The sequence below is a fragment of the Klebsiella sp. SWET4 genome, from assembly GCF_024296565.1.
GTDB lineage: Bacteria > Pseudomonadota > Gammaproteobacteria > Enterobacterales > Enterobacteriaceae > Klebsiella > Klebsiella variicola.
On record NZ_JANCOB010000004.1, the window covers coordinates 333,634 to 359,701 of the forward strand.

21 protein-coding genes are annotated in these 26,068 nt (G+C 61.9%); 13 read left to right on the forward strand and 8 right to left on the reverse strand.

Annotated features, from left to right (window positions below):
• Window positions 1-44: 44 nt before the first annotated feature.
• The 6 genes from cobT to dacD form a co-directional block, all read right to left on the reverse strand.
• Window positions 45-1,112, reverse strand: a complete 1,068-nt coding sequence (cobT, locus tag NKJ21_RS12985; protein WP_016161442.1) for a nicotinate-nucleotide--dimethylbenzimidazole phosphoribosyltransferase — start codon at window positions 1,110-1,112, stop codon at window positions 45-47.
• A gap of 27 nt (window positions 1,113-1,139) precedes the next feature.
• Window positions 1,140-1,880 carry an adenosylcobinamide-GDP ribazoletransferase gene (gene cobS, locus NKJ21_RS12990; RefSeq protein ID WP_008804142.1) on the reverse strand — a complete coding sequence of 247 codons (741 nt, stop codon included), beginning with the start codon at window positions 1,878-1,880 and terminating at the stop codon, window positions 1,140-1,142.
• A gap of 312 nt (window positions 1,881-2,192) precedes the next feature.
• Window positions 2,193-2,516: a DUF496 family protein gene (locus NKJ21_RS12995; protein ID WP_002911883.1), complete on the reverse strand. Its 324-nt coding sequence runs from the start codon at window positions 2,514-2,516 to the stop codon at window positions 2,193-2,195.
• Window positions 2,517-2,684: 168 nt separating this feature from the next.
• Window positions 2,685-3,743, reverse strand: a complete 1,059-nt coding sequence (locus NKJ21_RS13000; RefSeq protein ID WP_004203544.1) for an FUSC family protein — start codon at window positions 3,741-3,743, stop codon at window positions 2,685-2,687.
• 98 nt (window positions 3,744-3,841) lie between these two features.
• Window positions 3,842-4,315 carry a DNA gyrase inhibitor SbmC gene (gene sbmC, locus NKJ21_RS13005; RefSeq protein ID WP_016161443.1) on the reverse strand — a complete coding sequence of 158 codons (474 nt, stop codon included), beginning with the start codon at window positions 4,313-4,315 and terminating at the stop codon, window positions 3,842-3,844.
• Between the two features lie 176 nt (window positions 4,316-4,491).
• Window positions 4,492-5,655, reverse strand: coding sequence for a serine-type D-Ala-D-Ala carboxypeptidase DacD (gene dacD, locus NKJ21_RS13010; protein WP_016161444.1), 1,164 nt, complete (start codon window positions 5,653-5,655; stop codon window positions 4,492-4,494).
• 180 nt (window positions 5,656-5,835) lie between these two features.
• Here dacD and sbcB point away from each other — a divergent pair, with 180 nt between their 5' ends.
• A complete protein-coding gene (gene sbcB / locus NKJ21_RS13015; RefSeq protein WP_131033168.1) occupies window positions 5,836-7,260 on the forward strand; it encodes an exodeoxyribonuclease I in 1,425 nt (474 codons plus the stop codon).
• A 105-nt stretch (window positions 7,261-7,365) separates the two neighbouring features.
• Here the strand turns inward: sbcB and fusA are convergent, their stop codons facing one another.
• Window positions 7,366-9,468 (reverse strand): elongation factor G, encoded by a 2,103-nt coding sequence (gene fusA, locus NKJ21_RS13020; protein WP_023297933.1) that lies wholly within the window; start codon window positions 9,466-9,468, stop codon window positions 7,366-7,368.
• Window positions 9,469-9,708: 240 nt separating this feature from the next.
• Here fusA and NKJ21_RS13025 point away from each other — a divergent pair, with 240 nt between their 5' ends.
• Window positions 9,709-10,017, forward strand: coding sequence for a helix-turn-helix transcriptional regulator (locus NKJ21_RS13025; RefSeq protein WP_254732933.1), 309 nt, complete (start codon window positions 9,709-9,711; stop codon window positions 10,015-10,017).
• A gap of 16 nt (window positions 10,018-10,033) precedes the next feature.
• On the opposite strand, the gene nifJ is transcribed toward NKJ21_RS13025, so the two are convergent.
• The gene (nifJ, locus tag NKJ21_RS13030; protein WP_254732935.1) at window positions 10,034-13,549 is read right to left on the reverse strand and encodes a pyruvate:ferredoxin (flavodoxin) oxidoreductase; all 3,516 of its coding nucleotides are present in this window, start codon (window positions 13,547-13,549) and stop codon (window positions 10,034-10,036) included.
• A gap of 403 nt (window positions 13,550-13,952) precedes the next feature.
• Between nifJ and nifH the strand changes: the two genes are divergently transcribed.
• From nifH to nifV, 11 genes are all read left to right on the forward strand, one after another.
• Window positions 13,953-14,834, forward strand: coding sequence for a nitrogenase iron protein (gene nifH / locus NKJ21_RS13035; RefSeq protein WP_004203553.1), 882 nt, complete (start codon window positions 13,953-13,955; stop codon window positions 14,832-14,834).
• Between the two features lie 16 nt (window positions 14,835-14,850).
• The gene (nifD, locus tag NKJ21_RS13040; RefSeq protein WP_012541112.1) at window positions 14,851-16,299 is read left to right on the forward strand and encodes a nitrogenase molybdenum-iron protein alpha chain; all 1,449 of its coding nucleotides are present in this window, start codon (window positions 14,851-14,853) and stop codon (window positions 16,297-16,299) included.
• 55 nt (window positions 16,300-16,354) lie between these two features.
• A complete protein-coding gene (gene nifK, locus NKJ21_RS13045; RefSeq protein WP_008804133.1) occupies window positions 16,355-17,917 on the forward strand; it encodes a nitrogenase molybdenum-iron protein subunit beta in 1,563 nt (520 codons plus the stop codon).
• A 39-nt stretch (window positions 17,918-17,956) separates the two neighbouring features.
• A complete protein-coding gene (gene nifT, locus NKJ21_RS13050; RefSeq protein WP_004203557.1) occupies window positions 17,957-18,175 on the forward strand; it encodes a putative nitrogen fixation protein NifT in 219 nt (72 codons plus the stop codon).
• A gap of 10 nt (window positions 18,176-18,185) precedes the next feature.
• Entirely contained in the window at window positions 18,186-18,848 is a 663-nt protein-coding gene (locus tag NKJ21_RS13055; protein WP_039104102.1) for a NifB/NifX family molybdenum-iron cluster-binding protein, read from the forward strand.
• A gap of 582 nt (window positions 18,849-19,430) precedes the next feature.
• A complete protein-coding gene (gene nifE, locus NKJ21_RS13060; protein ID WP_012967613.1) occupies window positions 19,431-20,804 on the forward strand; it encodes a nitrogenase iron-molybdenum cofactor biosynthesis protein NifE in 1,374 nt (457 codons plus the stop codon).
• 9 nt (window positions 20,805-20,813) lie between these two features.
• Complete coding sequence (gene nifN / locus NKJ21_RS13065) at window positions 20,814-22,199, forward strand: nitrogenase iron-molybdenum cofactor biosynthesis protein NifN (protein WP_008804130.1); 1,386 nt, start codon at window positions 20,814-20,816, stop codon at window positions 22,197-22,199.
• Window positions 22,186-22,656, forward strand: coding sequence for a NifB/NifX family molybdenum-iron cluster-binding protein (locus tag NKJ21_RS13070; protein WP_008804129.1), 471 nt, complete (start codon window positions 22,186-22,188; stop codon window positions 22,654-22,656). Before nifN ends, NKJ21_RS13070 begins: the two co-directional genes overlap by 14 nt.
• A gap of 194 nt (window positions 22,657-22,850) precedes the next feature.
• Entirely contained in the window at window positions 22,851-23,690 is an 840-nt protein-coding gene (nifU, locus tag NKJ21_RS13075; protein ID WP_016161450.1) for a Fe-S cluster assembly protein NifU, read from the forward strand.
• 15 nt (window positions 23,691-23,705) lie between these two features.
• Window positions 23,706-24,908, forward strand: a complete 1,203-nt coding sequence (gene nifS / locus NKJ21_RS13080; protein WP_023297938.1) for a cysteine desulfurase NifS — start codon at window positions 23,706-23,708, stop codon at window positions 24,906-24,908.
• Between the two features lie 15 nt (window positions 24,909-24,923).
• On the forward strand, window positions 24,924-26,066 hold the full coding sequence (gene nifV, locus NKJ21_RS13085; RefSeq protein WP_032733504.1) for a homocitrate synthase: 1,143 nt from the start codon (window positions 24,924-24,926) through the stop codon (window positions 26,064-26,066).
• Window positions 26,067-26,068 lie beyond the last annotated feature (2 nt).

Genomic DNA, 26,068 nt, shown 5'->3' on the forward strand with positions numbered 1-26,068 from the left:
CGCAGCGCATCGTCCCCCCATCGTGGAGACGATGCGCTCTACCATCAGGACGACGGCGCGGTATCGGGCAGTACAATGTTGCTCTGCGCCAGCGTTCCCATCTGGTTGTACATCACGCTGGCGGCATCCAGCAGGTGCATGGCCAGCGCGGCGCCGCTGCCCTCTCCCAGGCGCATGTCCATATCGAAATACGGCCGCAGACCCAGCGCGTCCAGGGCGATCTGCGCCCCTTTCTCCGCCGACAAGTGCGAAGGGACAAGATAAGGATGCGCCGCCGGGGCCATGCGACACGCCGCCAGGGCAGAGGCATAGGAGAGGAAGCCATCCAGCACCACCGGCAGGCCACAGGAGGCCGCCCCGAGGATCACCCCGGTCATGCCCACCAGATCGTAACCGCCCACCTTCGCAAGGACATCCAGCCCCTCTTCCGGGTTCGGCTGGTTAAGGGCTATCGCCTGGCGCACCACCGCCACCTTATGGCCCCGCTGCGCCAGCGGCAGATTGGCCCCACAGCCCACCACGGCGTCAGGATCGCTGCCCGTCAGGACACTGATCACGGCTGCGGCCGGGGTGGTATTGGCCATTCCCAGTTCGCCGACGCCAAAAACTTTCACCCCGTCGGCGGCGAGCTGGCGGGTGAGATGCATGCTGGCCAGCAGCACCGTCTCCGCCTGCTGGCGACTCATCGCCGCCGTCCGGGCGATATTCCCGCTACCGCGGGCCACCTTGAGGTTAATCAGGCCCGGCAGCGGGTCGGCATCGATGCCGACATCCACCACCTGCACCCTGGCCCCGGCCTGCGCCGCCAGCACGCAGACGCCGGTGTTGCCCCGCACCATATTGCCGGCATGAATGGCCGTCACCACCTGCGGCGAAGGCGTCACGCCTTCATGCCAGACGCCATGGTCGGCGCACATGACCACTATCGCCTTCTCCGCCAGCGCCAGCTGCCCCTGCAGCCCCGGCAGACCAGCCAGTTGCACGGCCAGCGTCTCCAGACGTCCAAGGCTACCGGGCGGCTTTAACAGGCCATCAATATGCTGCTGAGCGCGCGCCATGCCCGCCACATCGGGCTGCGGAATGGCAGCCAGTAACGCAGAAAGTGTTTCCATTCTGTTCCTCATCGTTGGCGCCAGGCCTTACAGCAGCGCCAGTAAAAAGAGTAATTCACCCAGCTCAATCGCCGCCCCGAGAGTATCCCCGGTCTGCCCGCCGAGGGTTCGCTTCAGCGCCCATCCCAGACCCCAGATCAGCACCAGGGTGATCAGCGCGGCGCGCAGACCCTGCAGCCCCAGCAGGACGGTGGCCAGCGCTACCCCCATCGCCATCGTCACCAGCGTCTGCTGCAGGCTAACTTTGCCAATAAACAGATTGCCCAGCCCCTTTTCCCGCGCGTAGCGATGACGATACATCAGCAGCACCGCCATTCCGCGACCGACGGCGCAGGCCGCCGCCAGCGCGGCGATGGGGTGGGTATCGCGCAGCAGCAGCTCGCCGACCACCAGCACTTTCGCCACCAGCACGAAGATCAGCGCCAGCCCGCCGTGGGTGCCCAGCCGGCTGTCGCGCATGATCTCCAGCATCCGATCGCGGGTGCGGGCGGAGAAGATGCCGTCGCAGGTATCAGCCAGCCCGTCAAGGTGAAATCCGCCGGTGAGCAGCGCCAGCGCCAGCACGCCGAACAGCGCCGCCAGCGGGACGCCGCACCACGGCTGGAGGAGGAGCGCCACCGCGCCGGCGATGGCGCCGAGCAGTAAACCGACCAGCGGAAAGGTGACGATACTGCGCTGGTACTGTTCGATCTCCAGGCCCTGAGATAACCGCGCCGGGACCGGCAGGCGGCTGATAAACGAGAGTGCAGCAAAGAATGACTTAATCACGTGAGGTTGACTCCTGTCGGCGAAAGCAGCGGAAGAGTTCGGTCGCGCCCGGTCAGCACCTGAGTTTGTCTTCTGGCGAATCGATCGTCGGAGAGGTGAGAGGTGTTGAGATATCGCTCTGACGCCGCTGCGTCAGATGCCCGGCCAGGATGAGAGAAACCTTTCCGATATCAATACGTTTTCGCGGGGCAGTATAGCAAAGAGTCGGTGAGGAGAGTCAGTTGCCGGGACAAAGTTTTGCAGAAAAAGAGACGAATGGGGAGGTAGAGCAGAACAGCCCGGCGACGTCGATCGCCGCCGGACCGGCAGGGATTAGCCTTCGACTTTGGCTTCGCCCATCACTTTCAGTTTTTTGGAGATGTCGCGGCGCTCTTTGGACAGCTCGGCATTTTTGATGATGTAATCATCAACGCGATCTTCGTAATCGCTCTTCATGCTGGCGATGATGCCCTGGATAGCTTCCACGCTCATGCCCGGTTTGATGTAGTCGCTGAGGTTGTCCAGCAGCAGAACGCGCTTCTGGTTATCACGGATCTTTTTCTCAACGTCCTGAATTTCACGCTGCAGTTTGTTCTTACGACGGTACAGACGAACAAACTCCAGTACGTCCTGGAAAGAAGGCTTAGTTGTTTCCATTTTTTACACCCCTAATAATTGAGATTCGGATTCGTAAAGCGACTGCGTTATAGGGCTAACATAACTGCTAGCAGTCGCTGATGACAATGTTTTTTCCTTTGCGTTTATCATAACCCTAAACGCTGCTGAATCGAAACAACCCATGCAGTTACCCGGTGCATCTGGTGCTTATTTGCGCAACGCGCGGCAGATCAGATGCGACAGCAGCTCCAGCTGGCGCGCCAGTTCAATCGAGAGCCAAACATAGCCATGAATTGGGGTTTCCGCCAGGCTGTCGTCACCCTGCTCTTTCATCAGCTGGCGCAGTTCGAGAACGATCTCATTCAGCTTTTCATTGTTGGCGCGCACAGGCTGAGGGTTCCCTTCATACAAGGCGTGGGCGATGGCCAACAGCGTCTGCTGGGTCATCTGCTGCGTCTCCCGCAGGGTGTGCGCATTGAGCATCACAAAATGACCCGGACGGGTGGCCCACCAGGCGTTGATCTGCAGCTCCAGCATGCAGACGAGGTTGCGGCTGACGGTCTGGATAGCCTCGAAGATCGCCTTCTGGATGTGCGTCTCTTTGCTGGCGGGGGTGATCAGCCCGCGCATTTTGACGACGTCGTTCAGCGCCTGTTGGAGATGCTTTTCCAGCCGCGGCCGATCCACCAGATTTGGCGAGAAGCCGGCCTGGTAGAGGCGGTTAAAGTTGGTGACATAGCTGGCCATCTGGATGCGCCAGTGGATGAACGCCCGCTGCGGCCAGATACCGGTAAACAGCATCGCCAGCAGCGAGCCGAAGATCACGTCGCCGCTTCGCCACAGCGCGGTATGCATATCGCCGGGCGGCGCCCCGACCACCACCGACAGGGTAATGCCGATCAGCAGTGCCTGATAGGGTTTCTTGCCCAGCGCCAGCCAGCCGCAGAGGAACATCGCCGCCGCGCACCAGAGGACCATCAGCGGCAGGGAGATGAGCTCAAGCTTCAGCGCCACCAGCCCCAGCGCCGAGCCGAGGATCGTGCCGCCGATGCGCTGAAACGCCCGCGGCACGACGTTGCCCCAGAAGGAGATCGGACCCATCACCACCACCAGGGTGATGAGAGGCCAGGTCCCCTCAGGCACGTTCAGCAGCCGCACCAGCAAAAAAGTGAGCACAAAGGCCAGCGCAATCCGCACGCCATGCACCACCCGATAATGGCGATACAAGCGGATCTCAAATGGCTTGAGTGATTTATCAGCGCGCACAACCCTCTCCGGCAAAACGAAAAGGCCAATTGTAACTGCTTTTTCGCCCGGAGCGTGCCGGGAATGTAAAAATCCTTGTCCGGAACAGGGGTAAACCGCTACGACGCTACGCGCTCAACGGGGACATACATGTCGATATCCCAGTAGCCGTCGTGGTTGCCGTCGTTGAGATAGATCTCAAAACAGGGCCTGGGGGCCACGCGATACGTTGTGCTCTGCAGCAGGCTGTCGAAAAACTGCATCCACGGGGTGGCAAAATCGTAATCCACCACCCGCGCGCGGGCGCAGGCGTAATCCCCGCCGGCAATCGCCGCCAGTATCACCCCTTCGCTGTTGGCGGGAATGACGTAATCCTCGTCAACGGCGACCACGGTGGCGCAGCGCAGTTTTTCCGCCGGCACTTCCTCCGGGTTATCGTAGTAGACGGCAAGCCATTCACGGGCGGGCACCTGATGGTTCTCAACCCACATCATCAGTTGCTCAAACCCCTGCTTGACCGTTTGATCCCAGGGCCCGACCAGATGGAAACCGGCAATGGTTTTCTTGCCGAGGGTGGTGATACTGTAGTTCATCTTGCCTCCTTTGGGGATAAATGACTGTATGAATATACAGTTAATTTAACAGGAGATCCCCCCTCAGTATGTGCGCGAATTCACAGAGTCGCCATCACACTGCTGAAAAAACAGGCGCCCCGCCAGCAGGAGCGACAGACGAAAAAAAACCGCCTGCAAAGAGGCGGTTATCATGGTTACAGCTCGTGGTGCAGGTAATCGCTCATTCGCGAGAACACCCCGCCTTTATTGATGCTTTCGAGGGTGACCAGCGGATAGTGCCCCACCACCTTGTCGCCGTCATACAGCGAAATCTCGCCGACCCGCTGGTTGGCGGCGATCGGCGCCTCCAGATCCTTCTTATCCAGCACATATTTCGCTTTAATCCGCGACACTTCCGCCTTCGGCAACGCTAACCAGAAATCCTGATCGGTGCCGAGCTTAATCTGCTCTTTATCGCCGTACCAGATGCGTTCGGTGCCGACCTTCTGGCCCTTCTGCAGCACCTGCACGGTGTCGAAGTTCTGCTGCCCCCAGTGCAGTAGTTTCGCGGCCTGCTGCTCGCGGCCTTTCGGACTGTCCGCCCCCATCACCACGGCGATCAGCCGGCGCTGGCCATCCACCGCCGAGGCGATCAGGTTGAACCCGGCGCCCGAGGTGTGGCCCGTTTTCAGGCCATCGACGTTCATGGTTTTATCCCACAGCAGACCGTTACGGTTTTGCTGGGTGATCCCGTTCCACGTCAGGCTTTTCTGGCTGTACATGTGGTAGACGTCAGGTTCGCCATGAATAATCGCCCGCGACAGCACCGCGAGGTCATAGGCCGAACTGTGCTGGCCCGGGGCGTCGAGGCCGTGGACGGTTTCGAAATGGGTGTCCCGCAGGTGCAGTTTTTCGACATACTGATTCATCAGGGCGACAAACTGCGGCTGGCCGCCGGCGACATAGTCGGCCAGCGCGACGCAGGCGTCGTTACCGGAGTCGACAATCAGCCCACGGCTGAGGTCGCGGACGCTGACCCGATCCCCTGGTTTTAAGAACATCAGGGATGACCCGTCGAACACCGGGTTGCCCTTCGCCCAGGCGTCTTTACCCACGGTGACGATGTCGTCAAAGGTGATACGATGGCTGTCGATGGCGCGATCGACCACGTAGCCGGTCATCAGTTTGGTCAGACTGGCAGGATTGCGCTGCTGATGTTCGTTACCCGCGGTCAGGACCTGACCGGTGGTGTAATCCATCAGCACCCAGGAGCCAGCCTGAATAGCCGGTGGCGCGACCGTAGCAGGGAAGTCGACGGCAAATGCGCAGGAAACGCTCGAAGCGAGCAAAGATACAGCAATAAACAAACGGCCTTTCAACGGCATATCCTCTAGATTTACAGATCCGCCGTCCTTTTTACGGAACTTCGCGTTTCATATCAGGGTTTAATTGCAAGAAAATATGACACAGCAGAGGAAGTTGCTTGCCGTTACCCTTCTGATGACCGGGCAAATCGTTTACCATACCGGTCGCACGCCACCACGGATAATGAACAGACTATGCAAGATAGCGTCAACCAGCCCGGATTTTTATTCCACGATTATGAAACCTTCGGCACCAGCCCTTCCCTCGACCGGCCGGCGCAGTTCGCCGCCATCCGCACCGACGCGGAGCTGAACGTGATCGGCGAGCCCGAGGTGTTTTACTGCAAGCCCGCTGACGATTATCTGCCGCAGCCGCAGGCGGTGATGATCACCGGGATCACCCCGCAGGAAGCGCTGGCCAAAGGGGATAATGAGGCCGCGTTTGCCCGCCGCATCCACGATCTGTTCACGGTGCCGCAAACCTGCATCGTCGGCTATAACAACGTGCGCTTTGATGACGAAGTGACGCGGAATATCTTCTATCGCAACTTCTATGACCCTTATGCCTGGAGCTGGCAGCACGATAACTCGCGCTGGGATCTGCTCGACGTGATGCGCGCCTGCTATGCCCTGCGTCCGGAAGGGATCACCTGGCCGGAGAATGACGAGGGTTTACCCAGCTTCCGGCTTGAACATCTGACCGTCGCCAACGGTATTGAACACCAGAACGCCCATGACGCGATGGCCGATGTGTACGCCACCATCGCCATGGCGAAGCTGGTGAAAACCCGGCAGCCGCGGCTATTTGATTATCTCCACAGCCACCGCAATAAGCGCAAGCTGGCGACGCTCATCGACGTGCCGCAGATGAAACCGCTGGTGCACGTCTCCGGCATGTTTGGCGCCGCGCGCGGCAACACCAGCCTGGTGGCGCCCCTGGCCTGGCATCCGGAAAACCGCAATGCGGTGATTATGGTCGATCTGGCGGGCGATATGGCGCCGCTGCTGGAGCTCGATGCCGATGCCTTGCGCGAGCGGCTTTACACCCCGCGCGCCGAGCTTGGCGATCTGCCGGCGGCGCCGATCAAGCTGGTGCATCTCAATAAATGTCCGGTGCTGGCTCAGGCCAATACCCTGCGCCCGCTGGATGCCGACCGGCTGGGGATCTCCATTCAGCGCTGTCTGGAGAATGCCCAGCTGCTGCGGGCGAATCCGCAGGTGCGCGAGAAAGTGGTGGCGGTCTATGCCGAAGCCGAGCCGTTCGTGCCGTCCGAAAACGTCGACGCCCAGCTTTACAATGGGTTCTTTAGCGATGCCGACCGCGCGGCGATGAAAATCGTGCTGGAAACCGAACCGCGCAATCTGCCGGCGCTGGATATTACCTTCGCCGATAAGCGTATCGAACGCCTGCTGTTTAACTATCGGGCGCGCAACTTCCCCGGCACGCTCGATGAACATGAGCAGCAGCGCTGGTTAGAGCACCGTCGTCAGGTGTTTACGCCAGAGTTTTTGCAGGCCTATGCCGATGAGCTGCAGATGCTGTATCAACAGTATGCGGATGATAAAGAGAAGCTGGCGCAGTTGAAGGCGCTGTGGCAATACGCACAGGATATTGTCTGATTGGCTGAAATTCCCGGGTTGCGGCTAACGCCTTACCCGGGCTACAAACGATGGCTGGACTCGTAGCCCGGGTAAGACGCCTCGCGTCGCACCCGGGAACGTTGCTTAGCTTTTCGCGCGGCTGGCGATGATTTCATCCGCCACATTACGCGGCGCTTCCGCGTAATGGTGGAACTCCATGCTGTAGGTTGCCCGTCCCTGAGACATCGAGCGCAGCGTGGTGGAATAACCAAACATCTCCGCCAGCGGCACGTCGGCGCGGATGATCTGGCTGCCGAAGCGCTCTTCCATCCCCTGCACCATCCCGCGACGGGAAGAGAGATCGCCCATAATATTCCCGGCGTACTCTTCCGGCGTCTCCACCTCGACGTGCATCACCGGCTCAAGGATCACCGGATCCGCTTTGCGCGCGCCTTCCCGGAAGCCAAAGATCGCCGCCATGCGGAACGCCATCTCCGAGGAGTCCACGTCGTGGTACGACCCGAAGGTCAGGGTCGCTTTCACGTCAACCACCGGATAGCCCGCCAGCACGCCGGTGCCCATCGCTTCGCGCAGTCCTTTCTCCACGGAAGGGATGTACTCGCGTGGCACCACGCCGCCTTTGGTGGCGTCCTCGAAGACGAAACCGCTGCCCGGCTCCAGCGGCTCCAGGGTCAGCACGACGTGCCCGTACTGCCCTTTGCCGCCGGACTGGCGCACAAATTTGCCTTCCACGTCCGTCACTTTCTTGCGCAGGGTTTCGCGGTAGGTGACCTGCGGACGACCAATGTTGGCCTCGACGCCAAACTCGCGCTTCATCCGGTCGACAATGATCTCCAGATGCAGCTCGCCCATACCGGAGATAATCGTCTGGCCGGACTCTTCATCGGTATGTAGACGGAACGACGGATCTTCCGCCGCCAGCCGCTGCAGCGCGATGCCCATTTTCTCCTGATCCGCTTTGGTCTTCGGCTCGATGGCCAGCGAAATCACCGGCTCCGGAAACTCCATCCGTTCGAGGGTAATGATCGCATCCGGATCGCACAGCGTATCACCGGTGGTCACATCCTTCAGACCGACGCAGGCCGCGATATCCCCGGCGTGCAGTTCGTCAACTTCGTGGCGGTCGTTGGCCTGCATCAGCACGATACGCCCGATGCGCTCTTTCTTGCCCTTCACCGGGTTCCACACCGCATCGCCTTTTTTCAGCGTCCCGGAGTAGACGCGGATAAAGGTCAGCTGGCCGACGTAGGGGTCGGTCATCAGTTTGAACGCCAGCGCCGACAGCGGCTCATCGTCGCTCGGATGGCGTTCCGCCGGCTGGCCTTTCTCATCAACGCCCTGTATCGCCGGAATATCCAGCGGCGACGGCATCAGCTCCACCACCGCATCGAGCATGCGCTGCACGCCTTTGTTTTTAAAGGCGCTCCCGCAGAGCACCGCCTGGATTTCCCCCTTCACCGTGCGCTGGCGCAGACCGGCAACGATCTCCGCCTCGTCCAGCTCGCCGGTTTCCAGGTATTTATCCATCAGCGCGTCGCTGGCTTCCGCCGCCGCCGAGACCATTTTCTCCCGCCACTGCTGTGCCGTCGCCAGCAGATCGTCAGGGACAGGCCCATAGCTGAAGGTCATGCCCTGGGTGGCGTCATCCCACAGGATGGCGCGCATTTTCACCAGATCGACAACGCCGGTGAAATGCTCTTCGGCGCCAATGGGGATCACAATCGGCACCGGGTTGGCCTTCAGGCGGTCGATCATCATCTGCACCACGCGGAAGAAGTCCGCGCCGGGGCGGTCCATCTTGTTGACGAAGGCCAGCCGCGGAACGTGGTATTTATTTGCCTGGCGCCAGACGGTTTCCGACTGGGGCTGCACCCCACCGACGGAGTCATACACCATCACCGCGCCGTCGAGCACGCGCATGGAACGTTCCACCTCAATGGTGAAATCCACGTGCCCCGGGGTGTCGATGATATTGATCCGGTGCGGCTCGAAGCTGCGGTCCATACCCGGCCAGAAGCAGCTCACCGCCGCCGAGGTAATGGTGATCCCGCGCTCCTGCTCCTGGGCCATCCAGTCGGTGGTTGCCGCGCCATCGTGTACTTCACCCAGCTTATGGCTCATCCCGGTGTAAAACAGGATGCGCTCGGTGGTGGTGGTTTTACCGGCATCGATATGCGCGGAGATACCGATGTTGCGATAACGTTCGAGGGGGATGGGTCGGGGCATGATGCGTCCTTAGTCGTTTTGACTGTCAGTCTGCGGTCGGAATGATCCGCAGTTCATTTAACTGCCGCCTATCATAGTACAACTGTACGAGTATATTCGAACTATTTTTGCTATTATTATGATTGGTCAGGTTGCGGCGGCGCGCGTGGCATCAGAACCGGAGTTTGGGTATAGTAGCCGCCAGCCGCCGATATGGGCTGCGGCTGCCATGCGCCGCGCCACCGCCGACACAGGATTATTATGATCGCCAATCACCCCGAACGAGAACAAATTCGCCTGGAAAATGTCCTTTCCGCGCTCGGTAACCCACTGCGACTGGAGATCATCCGCACGCTGGCCGACGGCAGCGAGATGAGCTGCAACGCTCTGCGCCAGGAAGAGGTGGCCAAGTCCACCATGACCCACCACTGGCGCGTCCTGCGCGACAGCGGTGTGATCTGGCAACGGCCTCAGGGACGGGAGAACATGATTTCGCTGCGCCGGGAAGATCTGGACGCCCGTTTTCCCGGCCTGCTGGATACGCTGCTGAACGTCATGCAGCAGCCGTGAATCGCTAACCCACAGCCTACTCCTCTCCCGCCAGCCGCTGATACTGCCTGAAACGGGCCCGGGCATCGTCCTCCGTTTGCCGGAACAGCGCGTCCGCCAGATCCGGCGTGGTTTTATGCAGCGCGGCATAGCGCACCTCGCCGAGCAAAAAGTCGCGGAAACTCTCTTCCGGCTCTTCGGAGTCCAGTATAAACGGCGTTTTGCCTTCGGCTTCCCGCTGCGGATGATAGCGCCACAGGTGCCAGTATCCCGCCTCCACCGCCCGCTTCGCCTCGCGCTGACTGCAGCGCATCCCGGCTTTCAGGCCGTGGTTGATACAGGCGGCATAGGCGATCACCAGCGACGGTCCCGGCCAGGCCTCGGCCTCAGCGATGGCCCGCAGGGTCTGATCTTTATCGGCGCCCATGGCGATCTGGGCGACGTAAACATTGCCGTAGCTCATCGCCATCATGCCGAGATCTTTTTTGCGCGTGCGTTTTCCCTGAGCGGCAAATTTGGCGATCGCCGCCACCGGGGTCGATTTGGACGACTGGCCGCCGGTGTTGGAGTAGACCTCGGTATCAAACACCAGAATATTGACGTCTTCCCCACTGGCCAGCACATGATCGAGGCCGCCGAAGCCGATATCGTAGGCCCAGCCGTCGCCGCCGAAGATCCACTGCGAACGCCGGACGAAATAGTCGCGGTTCTGCCAGAGCTGCTCCAGCAGCGGGACGCCCTCTTTTTCCTCCGCCAGCAACGCACTGAGGCGGTCCGCGCGCTCACGGGTCCCCTCCCCCTCATCCTGCTGCGCCAGCCACTGCCGCATCGCGGCGTGAAGCGCGTCGCTGACCGGCAGCGCCAGCGCGGCGGTCAGCTCCTCGGCGATCTGTTGGCGGATCGCCTGGCCGCCAAGCATCATGCCGAGACCGAACTCGGCGTTATCCTCAAACAGCGAGTTTGCCCACGCCGGTCCGTGGCCGCGATGGTTGGTGGTATAGGGCATCGAAGGCGCGCTGGCGCCCCAGATCGAAGAGCAGCCGGTGGCGTTGGCGATCAGCATCCGGTCGCCAAACAGCTGGGTGATAAGCCGGGCATAGGGCGTTTCTCCGCAACCCGCGCAGGCGCCGGAAAACTCCAGCAGCGGCGTTTCGAACTGGCTGCCTTTGACCGTCGTTTTGCGAAACGGGTTATCTTTTGGCGCCAGTCCCAGGGCGTAATCCCAGACCGGAGCCATCGCACGCTGGCTGTCGAGGGAGACCATCTGCAGCGCCTTGCCGCGCGACGGGCAGCTCTCCACGCAGTTGCCGCAGCCGGAGCAGTCCAGCGGCGAGATGGCCAGATGATAGTGATAGTCTTTGGCCCCCTGGGCGGGTTTACTCAGCAGCCCGGCGGGAGCCGTGTCCTGCTCTTCAGGGCTCAGTAACGCCGGGCGGATCGCCGCATGCGGGCAGACAAAGGCGCACTGGTTACACTGGGTACAGCCGTCAGGCTGCCAGACCGGCACCTCCAGCGCGATGCCGCGCTTCTCCCAGGCGGCGGTGCCGGAGGGAAAGGTGCCGTCTTCCATCCCGGCGAAGGCGCTCACCGGCAACAGGTCGCCACGCTGGCGGTTCATGGGCTGCAGGATATCGCGGATGAAGTCCGGCATCAGGGTGCTCGCCTGCGGTGCCGGCGCCTCGAGGGTCGCCCAGTGGGCGGGTACCGTCACCCGGTGCAGCGCCGCCATCCCCAGCTCGATAGCCCGCTGGTTCATCTCTATGACGCTCGCCCCTTTGCTGCCATAGCTTTTCTCCACCGCCTGCTTGAGATAGTCTGCCGCCGTTTGCGGATCGATAATCGCCGTCAGCTTAAAGAACGCCGCCTGCATCAGCATGTTAAAGCGCCCGCCGAGGCCCAGCTCGCGGGCAATGTCCACCGCATTAAGGGTATAAAAGTCGATCTTTTCCTGCGCCAGATAGCGCCGGACGCTGACCGGCAGGTGCTGCTCCAGCTCTGCCTCGGACCAGCTGCAGTTGAGCAGAAAGGTGCCTCCCGGCTTCAGCCCCTCCAGCAGGTCGTAGCGGTCGACATAGGATTGCTGAGAGCAGGCGATAAAATCGGCCCGGTGGATCAGGTAGGGCGAGGTGATCGGCCGGTCGCCAAAGCGCAGGTGCGAAACGGTGATCCCCCCGGACTTTTTCGAGTCGTAGGAAAAGTAGGCCTGGGCGTAGAGTGGCGTGTTATCGCCGATGATCTTGATGGCGCTTTTGTTCGCCCCGACGGTGCCGTCCGAGCCCATCCCCCAGAATTTACAGGCGGTGATCCCGGCATGGGAGACCGCCAGCGGTTCCTGCCGGGCGGGCAGCGAGGTAAAAGTGACATCATCGACAATACCCAGGGTAAAGCCGTCCTTCGGCTGCGGCTGCCTGAGGTTGTCAAACACCGCGGCGATATCGTTGGGCAGCACGTCCTTACCGCCGAGCGCGTAGCGTCCGCCGACGATCAGCGGCGCATCGTCGCGTTGATAGAAGGCGTTCTTGACGTCGAGGCACAGCGGTTCCGCCTGCGCCCCCGGCTCTTTGGTGCGGTCAAGGACGGCAATACGCTGCACGCTGGCGGGCAGTTGCGCGAAAAAGTGCGCCAGCGAGAACGGCCGATAGAGATGGACGCTGAGCAGCCCCACCTTCTCCCCCGCCGCATTCAGCGTCTCCACCACCTCCTGGACGGTGTCGCACACTGAGCCCATGGCGATAATCACCCGCTCGGCATCCGGCGCGCCGTGGTAATTAAACAGGTGATATTCCCGCCCAGTCAGCGCGGTGATCTTCGCCATATAGCTTTCCACCAGATCGGGCAGTGCGAGGTAGAAGCGGTTACCGGCCTCCCGCTCCTGGAAGTAGATATCTGGATTTTGCGCGGTGCCGCGGATCACCGGATGATCCGGGTGCAGCGCCTGCCGACGAAAGCGCTCCAGCGCCGGCCGGTCCAGCAGCGTCGCCAGTTGCTCATACGCCAGCACCTCAATCTTCTGTATTTCGTGCGAGGTGCGAAAGCCGTCGAAGAAGTTGATAAACGGGATCCGCCCGGCGATCGCCGCCAGGTGCGCCACCGCCGACAGGTCCATCACCTGCTGAACGTTATTCTCTACCAGCATGGCGCAGCCGGTCTGCCGTACCGCCATCACGTCCTGGTGATCGCCAAAAATATTCAGCGAATTGGTCGCCAGCGCCCGCGCGCTGACGTGAAAAACACCCGGCAGCAGTTCACCGGCAATTTTGTACAAATTGGGGATCATCAGCAGCAGCCCCTGCGACGCGGTGTAGGTGGTGGTGAGCGCTCCCGCCTGCAGCGCGCCGTGCACCGCCCCGGCGGCACCGGCTTCGGATTGCATCTCCATCAGGCGCACCGGCTGGCCAAACAGATTCTTTTTCCCCTTAGCGGCCCATTCATCGACATTTTCCGCCATCGGCGTGGAGGGGGTGATGGGGTAGATGGCCGCCACGTCGGTAAAGGCGTAGGAGATCCAGGCCGCCGCCGTGTTGCCATCCATTGTTTTCATGTTTCCGGACATCGTTCAATCCTCAAAGGTGAGCGTTCTCTTTACCGCGGCAGCCCGCGGCAAACCCTGTCACCTCTCCAAGCACAGCCTGTGCCAGCTCGCAAATTGCCGCCTGTCACTCATCAATTCAACAGGTTAAGGGAAGAAACGCGCAGGCCCGTCCGGCGGGATTGCGGGGAATAAGACACTGTGCGCGACAAGCTGTTGAACAGGTGACAAAGCGCCGCGCCGGGCCCGTGGCGGGAAATTGTTCTGTTTCGCACATTTGGTAGCGTTATTGTGCCGTTTGCTCAGCCTCCCTGCGCGACTGCTTTACAAAAAATACTTATTTATCAAATAACTGAGAAAAAATTCGCAGCTGGTACGTTCCCTGCACTTCTCTGCTGGCAAACACTCAACAACAGGAGAAGTCACCATGACCATGCGTCAATGCGCTATCTACGGTAAAGGCGGTATCGGTAAATCCACCACCACCCAGAATCTCGTCGCGGCCCTCGCCGAGATGGGTAAGAAAGTGATGATCGTCGGCTGCGATCCGAAAGCGGACTCCACCCGTCTGATCCTTCACGCTAAAGCCCAGAACACCATCATGGAGATGGCGGCGGAAGTGGGCTCGGTCGAGGATCTGGAGCTCGAAGACGTGCTGCAAATCGGCTATGGCGATGTCCGTTGCGCCGAATCCGGCGGCCCGGAGCCAGGCGTCGGCTGTGCCGGACGCGGGGTGATCACCGCCATCAACTTCCTCGAGGAAGAAGGCGCCTATGAGGAAGATTTGGATTTCGTCTTCTATGACGTCCTCGGCGACGTAGTCTGCGGCGGCTTCGCCATGCCGATCCGCGAAAACAAAGCCCAGGAGATCTACATCGTCTGCTCCGGCGAGATGATGGCGATGTATGCCGCCAACAATATCTCCAAGGGGATCGTGAAGTACGCCAAATCTGGCAAGGTGCGCCTCGGCGGCCTGATCTGTAACTCGCGTAAAACCGACCGGGAAGACGAACTGATCATCGCCCTGGCGGAGAAGCTTGGCACGCAGATGATCCACTTCGTTCCCCGCGACAACATTGTGCAGCGCGCGGAGATCCGCCGGATGACGGTGATCGAGTACGACCCGACCTGTCAGCAGGCGAATGAATATCGTCAACTGGCGCAGAAGATCGTCAATAACACCAAAAAAGTGGTGCCAACGCCGTGCACCATGGACGAGCTGGAATCGCTGCTGATGGAGTTCGGCATCATGGAAGAAGAAGACACCAGCATCATTGGTAAAACCGCCGCTGAAGAAAACGCGGCCTGAGCACAGGATCCTCACCATGACCAACGCAACAGGCGAACGTAACCTTGCGCTCATCCAGGAAGTCCTGGAGGTGTTTCCCGAAACCGCGCGCAAAGAGCGCAGAAAGCACATGATGATCAGCGATCCGCAGATGGAGAGCGTCGGCAAGTGCATTATCTCGAACCGTAAATCGCAGCCCGGGGTGATGACCGTGCGTGGCTGCGCCTATGCGGGCTCGAAAGGGGTGGTGTTTGGGCCAATCAAAGACATGGCCCATATCTCGCACGGCCCCATCGGCTGCGGCCAGTACTCGCGCGCCGGACGGCGCAACTACTATACCGGCGTCAGCGGTGTCGACAGCTTCGGCACCCTGAACTTCACCTCTGATTTTCAGGAGCGCGATATTGTTTTCGGCGGCGATAAAAAGCTGACCAAACTGATCGAAGAGATGGAGCTGCTGTTCCCGCTGACCAAAGGGATCACCATCCAGTCGGAGTGCCCGGTGGGCCTGATCGGCGATGACATCAGCGCCGTGGCCAACGCCAGCAGCAAGGCGCTGGATAAACCGGTGATCCCGGTGCGCTGCGAAGGCTTTCGCGGCGTATCGCAATCGCTGGGCCACCATATCGCCAACGACGTGGTGCGCGACTGGGTGCTGAACAATCGCGAAGGGCAGCCGTTTGCCAGCACCCCGTACGATGTTGCCATCATTGGCGATTACAACATCGGTGGCGACGCCTGGGCCTCGCGCATTCTGCTGGAAGAGATGGGGCTGCGCGTAGTGGCGCAGTGGTCCGGCGACGGCACTCTGGTGGAGATGGAGAACACCCCATTCGTTAAGCTTAACCTCGTCCACTGCTACCGTTCGATGAACTATATCGCCCGCCATATGGAGGAGAAACATCAGATCCCGTGGATGGAATATAACTTCTTCGGCCCGACCAAAATCGCCGAATCGCTGCGCAAGATCGCCGATCAATTTGATGACACCATTCGCGCCAATGCGGAAGCGGTGATCGCCAAATATGAGGGGCAGATGGCGGCCATCATCGCCAAATATCGCCCGCGGCTGGAGGGGCGCAAAGTGCTGCTGTACATGGGGGGGCTGCGGCCGCGCCACGTCATCGGCGCCTATGAGGATCTCGGGATGGAGATCATCGCCGCCGGCTACGAGTTTGCCCATAACGATGATTACGACCGCACCCTGCCGGACCTGAAAGAGGGCACTCTGCTGTTTGACGATGCCAGCAGCTATGAGCTGGAGGCCTTCGTCAAAGCGCTGAAACCTGACCTCATCGGCTCCGGGATCAAAGAGAAATATATCTTCCAGAAAATGGGGGTGCCGTTCCGCCAGATGCACTCCTGGGACTATTCCGGCCCCTATCACGGCTATGACGGCTTCGCCATCTTTGCCCGCGATATGGATATGACCCTGAACAATCCGGCGTGGAACGAACTGACTGCCCCGTGGCTGAAGTCTGCGTGATTGCCCCTTCACTGTCCCGTCAGTCCACCGATTTGTGGCGCGGGAGGAGAACACCATGAGCCAAACGATCGATAAAATTCACAGCTGTTATCCGCTGTTTGAACAGGATGAATACCAGACCCTGTTCCAGAATAAAAAGACCCTTGAAGAGGCGCACGACGCGCAGCGTGTGCAGGAGGTTTTTGCCTGGACCACCACCGCCGAGTATGAAGCGCTGAACTTCCAGCGCGAGGCGCTGACCGTCGACCCGGCCAAAGCCTGCCAGCCGCTCGGCGCCGTACTCTGCGCGCTGGGGTTCGCCGGCACCCTGCCCTACGTGCACGGCTCCCAGGGCTGCGTCGCCTATTTTCGCACCTACTTTAACCGCCATTTTAAAGAGCCGGTCGCCTGCGTCTCCGACTCCATGACCGAGGACGCGGCGGTGTTCGGCGGCAACAACAACATGAATCTGGGCCTGCAGAATGCCAGCGCGCTGTATAAACCCGAGATTATCGCCGTCTCCACCACCTGCATGGCCGAGGTGATCGGCGACGATCTGCAGGCGTTTATCGCCAACGCCAAAAAAGAGGGATTTGTTGACGACAGCATCGCCATTCCTTACGCCCATACCCCCAGCTTTATCGGCAGCCATGTCACCGGCTGGGACAATATGTTCGAAGGGTTCGCGAAGACCTTTACCGCTGACTACGCCGGGCAGCCGGGCAAACAGCAAAAGCTCAATCTGGTGACCGGATTTGAGACCTATCTCGGCAACTTCCGCGTGCTGAAGCGGATGATGGCGCAGATGGATGTCCCGTGCAGCCTGCTCTCCGACCCATCAGAGGTGCTCGACACCCCTGCCGACGGCCATTACCGGATGTACGCCGGCGGCACCAGCCAGCAGGAGATCAAAACCGCGCCGGACGCCATTGACACCCTGCTGCTGCAGCCGTGGCAGCTGGTGAAAAGCAAAAAGGTGGTTCAGGAGATGTGGAACCAGCCCGCCACCGAGGTGGCCGTTCCGCTGGGCCTGGCTGCCACCGACGCGCTGCTGATGACCGTCAGTCAGCTGACCGGCAAACCGATCGCCGACGCTCTGACCCTGGAGCGCGGCCGGCTGGTCGACATGATGCTGGATTCCCACACCTGGCTGCATGGCAAAAAATTCGGCCTCTACGGCGATCCGGATTTCGTAATGGGGCTGACGCGCTTCCTGCTGGAGCTGGGCTGCGAGCCGACGGTGATCCTCAGCCATAACGCCAATAAACGCTGGCAAAAAGCGATGAAGAAAATGCTCGATGCCTCGCCGTACGGTCAGGAAAGCGAAGTGTTCATCAACTGCGACCTGTGGCACTTCCGGTCGCTGATGTTCACCCGTCAGCCGGACTTTATGATCGGTAACTCCTACGGCAAGTTTATCCAGCGCGATACCCTGGCGAAAGGCAAAGCCTTCGAAGTGCCGCTGATCCGTCTGGGCTTTCCGCTGTTCGACCGCCATCATCTGCACCGCCAGACCACCTGGGGCTATGAAGGCGCAATGAACATCGTCACGACGCTGGTGAACGCCGTGCTGGAAAAACTGGACCACGACACCAGCCAGTTGGGCAAAACCGATTACAGCTTCGACCTCGTTCGTTAACCATCAGGCGCCCCGCCGCAGGCGGGGCCAGGAGGGAGTATGCCCATCGTGATTTTCCGTGAGCGCGGCGAGGCGTTGTATGCCTATATCGCCAAACAGGATCTGGAGGCCCGGGTGCTCCAGGTCGAACATGACGAGACGGACCGCTGGGGCGGCGCGATTGCCCTCGAGGGGGGACGTCGCTACTACGTCAATCCGCAGCCGGGGCGACCCGTCTTCCCGATAAGCCTGCGCGCCACCCGCAGCACGCTGCTATAAGGAGCTGGAAATGTCCGACAACGATACCCTTTTCTGGCGTCTGCTGGCGCTGTTCCAGACGCTGCCGGAGCTGCAGCCGGTGCAAGTCGTCGACTGGCTGGCGCAGGAGTGCGGCGAAACGTTGACCCCGGCACGGTTAACCACCCTGACGCAGCCTCAGCTGGCCGCCAGCTTTCCTTCGGCGACGGCGGTGATGTCCCCGGCCCGCTGGGCACGGGTCATCGCCTGCCTGCAGGGGGTGCTGCCCGGCCATTTGCGCATCGCCCGCCCCCCTCAGCGAACGCCGCAGCTGCGGGTCGCTTTTTGCTCGCAGGATGGCCTGGCCATCAATGGTCATTTTGGCCAGAGCCGGCTGTTTTTTATCTATGCCTTCGATGACCAGGGCAGCTGGCTGGCGGATCTGCGCCGCTATGCGTCTTCTTCTGCGGCGTCGGACGCCAGCGAGATGCGCGCCAGGCTGCTGGAGGATTGCCATCTGCTGTTTTGTCAGGAGATTGGCGGGCCTGCCGCCGCGAGGTTGATCCGCCATCAGATCCATCCGATGAAAGCGCCGCCGGGCACGACGATTCAGGCTCAGTGCGACGCGGTAAGCACGATGCTGGCCGGTCGGCTGCCGCCGTGGCTGGCGAAGCGCCTCAACCGGGATAACCCTCTGGAGGAACGTGTTTTTTAATCGTTGCGTTTTGCTTGTTGCCCGCCGACCCCGCGGGCCTTTTTTTGCCCCCGCAGGGAACATTCTTTCAGCAAGGCAAGCGCCGCAGGACAGGGACAAAAGTAACAGCCGGGGGTTGGGCGCATCAGGAAAATTGGCGAGAACGCAGGCGCGCATCCAGGACTGGCCGCCAGGACGGCGGCCAGAGGGCGGTCGAGACAAGGATGTCGAGTCCGCCCGTTCCGCCAGATGAAGCCGGAGTGGAGCGGACCGCGCAGCGGCAATTTTCAGCGCCATGCTGGGGGTCATGGGGGGCGGGCGAAACGCCCCCCATGCCGTTCACCCGCAGAGGGCGCAATGAAATAGTGAGGAAGGTCAGTGAACGGAATATTCCACCTTATCGACCCTTCCCGTCATTCGCCAATATGCGGCAATACTGTCGCGGTAAATCCAGTTATCAGCGCGATAAATCATGCCTTCCCCCTGTTTGATTGTTGCCTTTGTCGCAAAACCCACAACCCTTTTCCCTTAAAAATCAATCTCCCTCTCCCTGGAGCGCGAATTGCATCACTTCTCCGGTCTCCCACCGTCAACGAGGTCACTATGAAGGGAAAGGAAATTCTGGCACTGCTGGACGAACCCGCCTGCGAGCACAACCAGAAGCAAAAATCCGGCTGCAGCGCTCCTAAGCCCGGCGCTACCGCCGGCGGCTGCGCCTTCGACGGCGCGCAGATAACGCTCCTGCCCATCGCCGACGTCGCGCACCTGGTGCACGGCCCCATCGGCTGCGCGGGCAGCTCGTGGGATAACCGCGGCAGCGTCAGCGCCGGCCCGGCCCTCAACCGGCTCGGCTTTACCACCGATCTCAACGAACAGGATGTGATTATGGGCCGCGGCGAACGCCGCCTGTTCCACGCCGTCCGTCACATCGTCGACCGCTATCATCCGGCGGCGGTCTTTATCTACAACACCTGCGTACCGGCGATGGAGGGGGATGACCTGGAGGCCGTCTGCCAGGCCGCACAGACCGCCACCGGCGTCCCGGTCATCGCCATTGACGCCGCCGGTTTCTACGGCAGTAAAAATCTTGGCAACCGAATGGCGGGCGACGTGATGCTCAGGCAGGTGATTGGCCAGCGCGAACCGGCCCCGTGGCCAGACAACACGCCCTTTGCCCCGGCCCAGCGCCACGATATCGGCCTGATTGGCGAATTCAATATCGCCGGCGAGTTCTGGCAGGTCCAGCCGCTGCTGGATGAGCTGGGGATCCGCGTCCTCGGCAGCCTCTCCGGCGACGGCCGCTTTGCCGAGATCCAGACCCTGCACCGGGCGCAGGCCAATATGCTGGTGTGCTCGCGCGCGCTGATCAACGTCGCCCGGGGGCTGGAGCTGCGCTACGGCACGCCGTGGTTTGAAGGCAGCTTCTACGGGATCCGCGCCACCTCCGACGCCTTGCGCCAGCTGGCGACGCTGCTGGGGGATGACGACCTGTGCCGCCGCACCGAGGCGCTGATCGCCCGCGAAGAGCAGGCGGCGGAGCAGGCGCTGGCGCCGTGGCGCGAGCAGCTCCGCGGGCGCAAAGTGCTGCTCTATACCGGCGGCGTGAAATCCTGGTCGGTGGTCTCGGCCCTGCAGGATCTCGGCATGACCGTGGTGGCCACCGGCACGCGGAAATCCACCGAGGAGGACAAACAGCGGATCCGTGAGCTGATGGGCGACGAGGCGGTGATGCTTGAGGAGGGCAATGCCCGCACCCTGCTCGACGTGGTGTACCGCTATCAGGCCGACCTGATGATCGCCGGCGGACGCAATATGTACACCGCCTGGAAAGCCCGGCTGCCGTTTCTCGATATCAATCAGGAGCGCGAGCACGCCTACGCCGGCTATCAGGGCATCATCACCCTCGCCCGCCAGCTCTGTCTGACCCTCGCCAGTCCCGTCTGGCCGCAAACGCATACCCGCGCCCCGTGGCGCTAGGAGAACACCATGGCAGACATTATCCGCAGTGAAAAACCGCTGGCGGTGAGCCCGATTAAAACCGGGCAACCGCTCGGGGCGATCCTCGCCAGCCTCGGGCTGGCCCAGGCCATCCCGCTGGTCCACGGCGCCCAGGGCTGCAGCGCCTTCGCCAAAGTTTTCTTTATTCAGCATTTCCATGACCCGGTGCCGCTGCAGTCGACGGCCATGGATCCGACCGCCACGATCATGGGGGCCGACGGCAATATCTTCACCGCGCTCGACACCCTCTGCCAGCGCCACAGCCCGCAGGCCATCGTGCTGCTCAGCACCGGTCTGGCGGAAGCGCAGGGCAGCGATATCGCCCGGGTGGTGCGCCAGTTTCGTGAGGCGCATCCGCGCCATAACGGCGTGGCGATCCTCACCGTCAATACCCCGGATTTTTTTGGCTCTATGGAAAACGGCTACAGCGCGGTGATCGAGAGCGTGATCGAGCAGTGGGTCGCGCCGACGCCGCGTCCGGGGCAGCGGCCCCGGCGGGTCAACCTGCTGGTCAGCCACCTCTGTTCGCCAGGGGATATCGAATGGCTGGGCCGCTGCGTGGAGGCCTTTGGCCTGCAGCCGGTGATCCTGCCGGACCTCTCACAGTCAATGGATGGCCACCTCGGTGAAGGGGATTTTACGCCCCTGACCCAGGGCGGCGCCTCGCTGCGCCAGATTGCCCAGATGGGCCAGAGTCTGGGCAGCTTCGCCATTGGCGTGTCGCTCCAGCGGGCGGCATCGCTCCTGACCCAACGCAGCCGCGGCGACGTGATCGCCCTGCCGCATCTGATGACCCTCGACCATTGCGATACCTTTATCCATCAGCTGGCGAAGATGTCCGGACGCCGCGTACCGGCCTGGATTGAGCGCCAGCGCGGCCAGCTGCAGGATGCGATGATCGACTGCCATATGTGGCTTCAGGGCCAGCGCATGGCGATGGCGGCGGAGGGCGACCTGCTGGCGGCGTGGTGTGATTTCGCCCGCAGCCAGGGGATGCAGCCCGGCCCGCTGGTCGCCCCCACCAGCCACCCCAGCCTGCGCCAGCTGCCGGTCGAGCAAGTCGTGCCGGGGGATCTTGAGGATCTGCAGCAGCTGCTGAGCCACCAACCCGCCGATCTGCTGGTGGCTAACTCTCACGCCCGCGATCTGGCGGAGCAGTTTGCCCTGCCGCTGATCCGCGTCGGTTTTCCCCTCTTCGACCGGCTCGGTGAGTTTCGTCGGGTCCGCCAGGGGTACGCCGGCATGCGAGATACGCTGTTTGAGCTGGCCAATCTGCTGCGCGACCGCCATCACCACACCGCCCTCTACCGCTCGCCGCTTCGCCAGGGCGCCGACCCCCAGCCGGCTTCAGGAGACGCTTATGCCGCCCATTAACCGTCAGTTTGATATGGTCCACGCCGACGAGTGGTCGATGAAAGTCGCCTTCGCCAGCTCCGATTACCGCCACGTCGATCAGCATTTCGGCGCCACGCCGCGGCTGGTGGTCTACGGCGTCAAAGCCGACCGGGTCACCCTGCTGCGGGTGGTGGAGTTCCCGGTCGCCAGCGGTCACCAGACCGAGAAGATAGCCGAGCGCATCCATGCCCTTGAGGATTGCGTCACCCTGTTCTGCGTGGCGATTGGCGAGGCGGTTTTTCGCCAGCTGCTGCAGGTGGGCGTCCGCGCCGAACGTGTCCCAGACCAGACCACCATCCTCGGCTTGCTGCAGGAGATCCAACTCTCCTGGTATGAAAAAGCGCAGCGCCGCAGCGCGCGGCAACGCGATCCGCAGCGCTTTAACCGCCTGCTGGAGGAGCCGGCGTGGCGGGAGGAACCCGACCCGCTCCCCTGATCCTGTCGTTTATGTGACAAAGCCCACAAAACGCCACAACAGTGTCGGCCCTGTCGGGGGCGATTAACCCGCCAGGTCATTAACAAATAAGGTTTTTATGCGTTGGTATCGCAATTGCTTGGGGGTCAGTACCACCGCCAGTCTGCGGTGTACCGCGCCCCGGCGTTTTCGTCATCATCCCTGGAGCTGACAGCATGTGGAACTACTCCGAGAAAGTGAAAGACCATTTTTTTCATCCCCGCAACGCGCGCGTGGTCGACAACGCCAACGCGGTGGGCGATGTGGGTTCATTAAGCTGCGGCGATGCGCTGCGCCTGATGCTGCGGGTTGATCCGCAGACCGAGATCATCGAGGAGGCGGGCTTCCAGACCTTCGGCTGCGGCAGCGCCATCGCCTCCTCTTCCGCGCTGACGGAGCTGATTATCGGCCACACCCTGACCGAAGCCGGGCAGATCACCAACCAGCAGATCGCCGACTACCTCGACGGTCTGCCGCCGGAAAAAATGCACTGCTCGGTGATGGGCCAGGAAGCGCTGCGTGCGGCCATCGCCCATTTTCGCGGCGAAAGCCTTGAGGAGGAGCATGAGGAGGGCAAGCTGATCTGTAAATGCTTCGGCGTCGACGAAGGGCATATTCGCCGGGCCGTGGTGAACAATGGCCTGACCACCCTCGAGGAAGTGATCAACTACACCAAAGCCGGCGGCGGCTGCACCGCCTGCCATGAAAAAATTGAGCTGGCGCTGGCGGCGATCCTCGCCCAACAGCCGCCAGCCCCCCTGCCAGCGGAGACGACCCACGATGCGCACTGGCAAAGCGTGGTCGATACCATCAACGAACTGCGCCCGCACATTCAGGCCGACGGCGGCGACATGACGTTGCTCAACGTCACCCCGCGTCAGGTGACCGTCAGCCTCTCCGGCAGCTGCAGCGGCTGCATGATGACCGACATGACCCTCGCCTGGCTGCAGCAAAAGCTGATGGAGCGTACCGGAACTTACATGGACGTGGTGGCGGCCCCGGCCGCGGTTAACTAACCCAAGGGGGATACGATGAAACCTGTTTATCTCGATAACAACGCCACCACCCGTCTCGACCCGATGGTTCTCGACGCGATGATGCCCTTTTTAACCGACTTTTACGGCAACCCTTCGTCGATACACGATTTTGGTCTGCCGGCGCAGGCGGCCCTTGAACGGGCGCACCAGCAGGTGGCCGCCCTGCTCGGGGCCGACTACCCCAGCGAGATCATCTTTACCTCCTGTGCCACCGAGGCCACCACCACCGCCATCGCCTCGGCGGTGGCCCTGATGCCGGAGCGGCGCGAGATCATCACCAGCGCGGTCGAACATCCCGCCACTCTGGCGGTGTGTGAGCAGCTGGAGCGCCAGGGATACCTGATCCACCGTATCGCCGTGGATCAGCAGGGCGCCCTGGATATGGCGCAATTTCGGGCGGCGCTTAGCCCGCGCGTGGCGCTGGTCAGCATCATGTGGGCCAATAACGAAACCGGCGTCATGTTCCCGGTGCCCGAACTGGCGGAGCTGGCTCATGAGCAGGGCGCGCTGTTTCACTGCGACGCGGTGCAGGTGGTGGGCAAAATCCCGATGGCGCTCAGCCAGACGCGGATCGATATGCTCTCCTGCTCGGCGCATAAATTCCACGGTCCCAAAGGGGTGGGCTGCCTCTGGCTGCGGCGGGGAACACGATTTCGCCCGCTACTGCGCGGCGGCCACCAGGCGCATGGCCGGCGGGCCGGTACGGAAAATATCAGCGGCATTGTCGGAATGGGCGCCGCCAGCGAGCTGGCGCAGGTTCATCTGCCGGGCATGGCGCAGATTAGCCAACTGCGCGATCGTCTTGAACAACATCTCCAGGCCACTATCCCGGCGGTGACGGTGATGGGCGGCAGCCAGCCGCGGGTGCCCGGCACTCTCAATCTGGCCTTCGAGTGTATCGAGGGCGAGGCAATCCTGCTGCTGATGAATCAGGCCGGGATCGCCGCCTCCAGCGGCAGCGCCTGCACCTCCGGCTCGCTGGAGCCGTCGCACGTCATGCGGGCAATGAATATCCCCTACACTGCGGCCCACGGCACCATCCGCTTCTCCCTCTCACGCTATACCCGGGAAAAAGAGATCGACTACGTCATCGCCACCCTGCCGTCGGTTATCGACCGGCTGCGCGCCCTGTCGCCCTACTGGCGACAGGGTCAGCCGCACCTGCAGGATGGCGCCTTCACGCCGGTCTACGGCTAAGGCGGGGAGACAATGATGGGACGCGTACTGATTAACGACACTACCCTGCGCGATGGTGAACAGAGTCCCGGCGTGGCCTTTCAGGCCAGCGAAAAGATCGCCATCGCCGAGGCGCTGTACGCGGCGGGGATCGAGGCCATGGAGGTCGGCACCCCGGCGATGGGCGAGGAGGAGTGCGCCCGTATCCGGCAGGTGCGCCGACAGCTCCCGGGCGCCACGCTGATGACCTGGTGCCGGATGCAGGCGGGAGAAATTCGCCAGAGCGCCGACCTGGGCATGGACTGGGTGGATATCTCCATCCCCGCCTCCGACAAGCTGCGGCAGTACAAACTGCGCGAAGGCTTACCGCTGCTGCTGGAGCGGCTGGCGGCCCTGATCCACCTCGCCCACACCCTTGGCCTGAAGGTCTGCATTGGCTGTGAGGACGCCTCGCGAGCCAGCGATGCGACGCTGCAGGACATTGCCCGCCTGGCCCGGGAGGCGGGAGCCACCCGTCTGCGCTATGCCGATACCGTCGGTATCCTCGACCCGTTCACCACCGCGGCGCAGATCGCCGCCCTGCGCCGCGTCTGGCCCGGCGAACTCGAGATGCACGCCCATAACGATCTGGGCCTGGCTACCGCCAACACCCTGGCGGCGGTGCGCGCCGGGGCCACCAGCGTGAACACCACCGTGCTGGGCCTGGGCGAACGCGCGGGCAACGCGGCGCTGGAGACCGTGGCGCTCGGACTAGAGCGCTGCCTGGAGGTCAAGACCGGCGTGCGTTTCACCGCCCTGCCGGCGCTGTGCGAACAGGTGGCCCTCGCCACCCGCCGCCCGGTGGACCCCCAGCAGCCGCTGGTGGGCGAGCTGGTCTTTACCCACGAATCCGGCGTACATGTTGCGGCGCTGCTGCGCGACAGCGAGAGCTATCAGGCGATCGACCCCGCCCTGCTGGGCCGCGGCTATCGGCTGGTGCTGGGCAAACACTCCGGTCGCCAGGCGGTTAACGGCGTCTTCGATCGGATGGGTTATCACCTGACATCAGCGCAAATTGACCAGCTGCTGCCAGCGCTCCGTCGCTTTGCCGAAAACGGCAAACGCAGCCCGCGGGATGATGAGCTGGCGGCAATCTACCACGCGCTCTGCGGCGCCGAAACGCTGCAGGCCAGGGGGTGAGT

What these genes read in the sequence shown, in the direction of transcription:
- nifJ (WP_254732935.1), bottom strand. Translation starts at nt 13,549, where the DNA reads ATGTCCGGAAACATGAAAACAATGGATGGCAACACGGCGGCGGCCTGG.
- fusA (WP_023297933.1), bottom strand. Translation starts at nt 9,468, where the DNA reads ATGCCCCGACCCATCCCCCTCGAACGTTATCGCAACATCGGTATCTCC.
- nifT (WP_004203557.1), top strand. Translation starts at nt 17,957, where the DNA reads ATGCCCATCGTGATTTTCCGTGAGCGCGGCGAGGCGTTGTATGCCTAT.
- cobT (WP_016161442.1), bottom strand. Translation starts at nt 1,112, where the DNA reads ATGGAAACACTTTCTGCGTTACTGGCTGCCATTCCGCAGCCCGATGTG.
- nifD (WP_012541112.1), top strand. Translation starts at nt 14,851, where the DNA reads ATGACCAACGCAACAGGCGAACGTAACCTTGCGCTCATCCAGGAAGTC.
- nifN (WP_008804130.1), top strand. Translation starts at nt 20,814, where the DNA reads ATGGCAGACATTATCCGCAGTGAAAAACCGCTGGCGGTGAGCCCGATT.
- nifU (WP_016161450.1), top strand. Translation starts at nt 22,851, where the DNA reads ATGTGGAACTACTCCGAGAAAGTGAAAGACCATTTTTTTCATCCCCGC.
- NKJ21_RS13055 (WP_039104102.1), top strand. Translation starts at nt 18,186, where the DNA reads ATGTCCGACAACGATACCCTTTTCTGGCGTCTGCTGGCGCTGTTCCAG.
- NKJ21_RS13070 (WP_008804129.1), top strand. Translation starts at nt 22,186, where the DNA reads ATGCCGCCCATTAACCGTCAGTTTGATATGGTCCACGCCGACGAGTGG.
- NKJ21_RS12995 (WP_002911883.1), bottom strand. Translation starts at nt 2,516, where the DNA reads ATGGAAACAACTAAGCCTTCTTTCCAGGACGTACTGGAGTTTGTTCGT.
- nifK (WP_008804133.1), top strand. Translation starts at nt 16,355, where the DNA reads ATGAGCCAAACGATCGATAAAATTCACAGCTGTTATCCGCTGTTTGAA.
- nifE (WP_012967613.1), top strand. Translation starts at nt 19,431, where the DNA reads ATGAAGGGAAAGGAAATTCTGGCACTGCTGGACGAACCCGCCTGCGAG.
- sbcB (WP_131033168.1), top strand. Translation starts at nt 5,836, where the DNA reads ATGCAAGATAGCGTCAACCAGCCCGGATTTTTATTCCACGATTATGAA.
- nifS (WP_023297938.1), top strand. Translation starts at nt 23,706, where the DNA reads ATGAAACCTGTTTATCTCGATAACAACGCCACCACCCGTCTCGACCCG.
- nifV (WP_032733504.1), top strand. Translation starts at nt 24,924, where the DNA reads ATGGGACGCGTACTGATTAACGACACTACCCTGCGCGATGGTGAACAG.
- sbmC (WP_016161443.1), bottom strand. Translation starts at nt 4,315, where the DNA reads ATGAACTACAGTATCACCACCCTCGGCAAGAAAACCATTGCCGGTTTC.
- NKJ21_RS13025 (WP_254732933.1), top strand. Translation starts at nt 9,709, where the DNA reads ATGATCGCCAATCACCCCGAACGAGAACAAATTCGCCTGGAAAATGTC.
- nifH (WP_004203553.1), top strand. Translation starts at nt 13,953, where the DNA reads ATGACCATGCGTCAATGCGCTATCTACGGTAAAGGCGGTATCGGTAAA.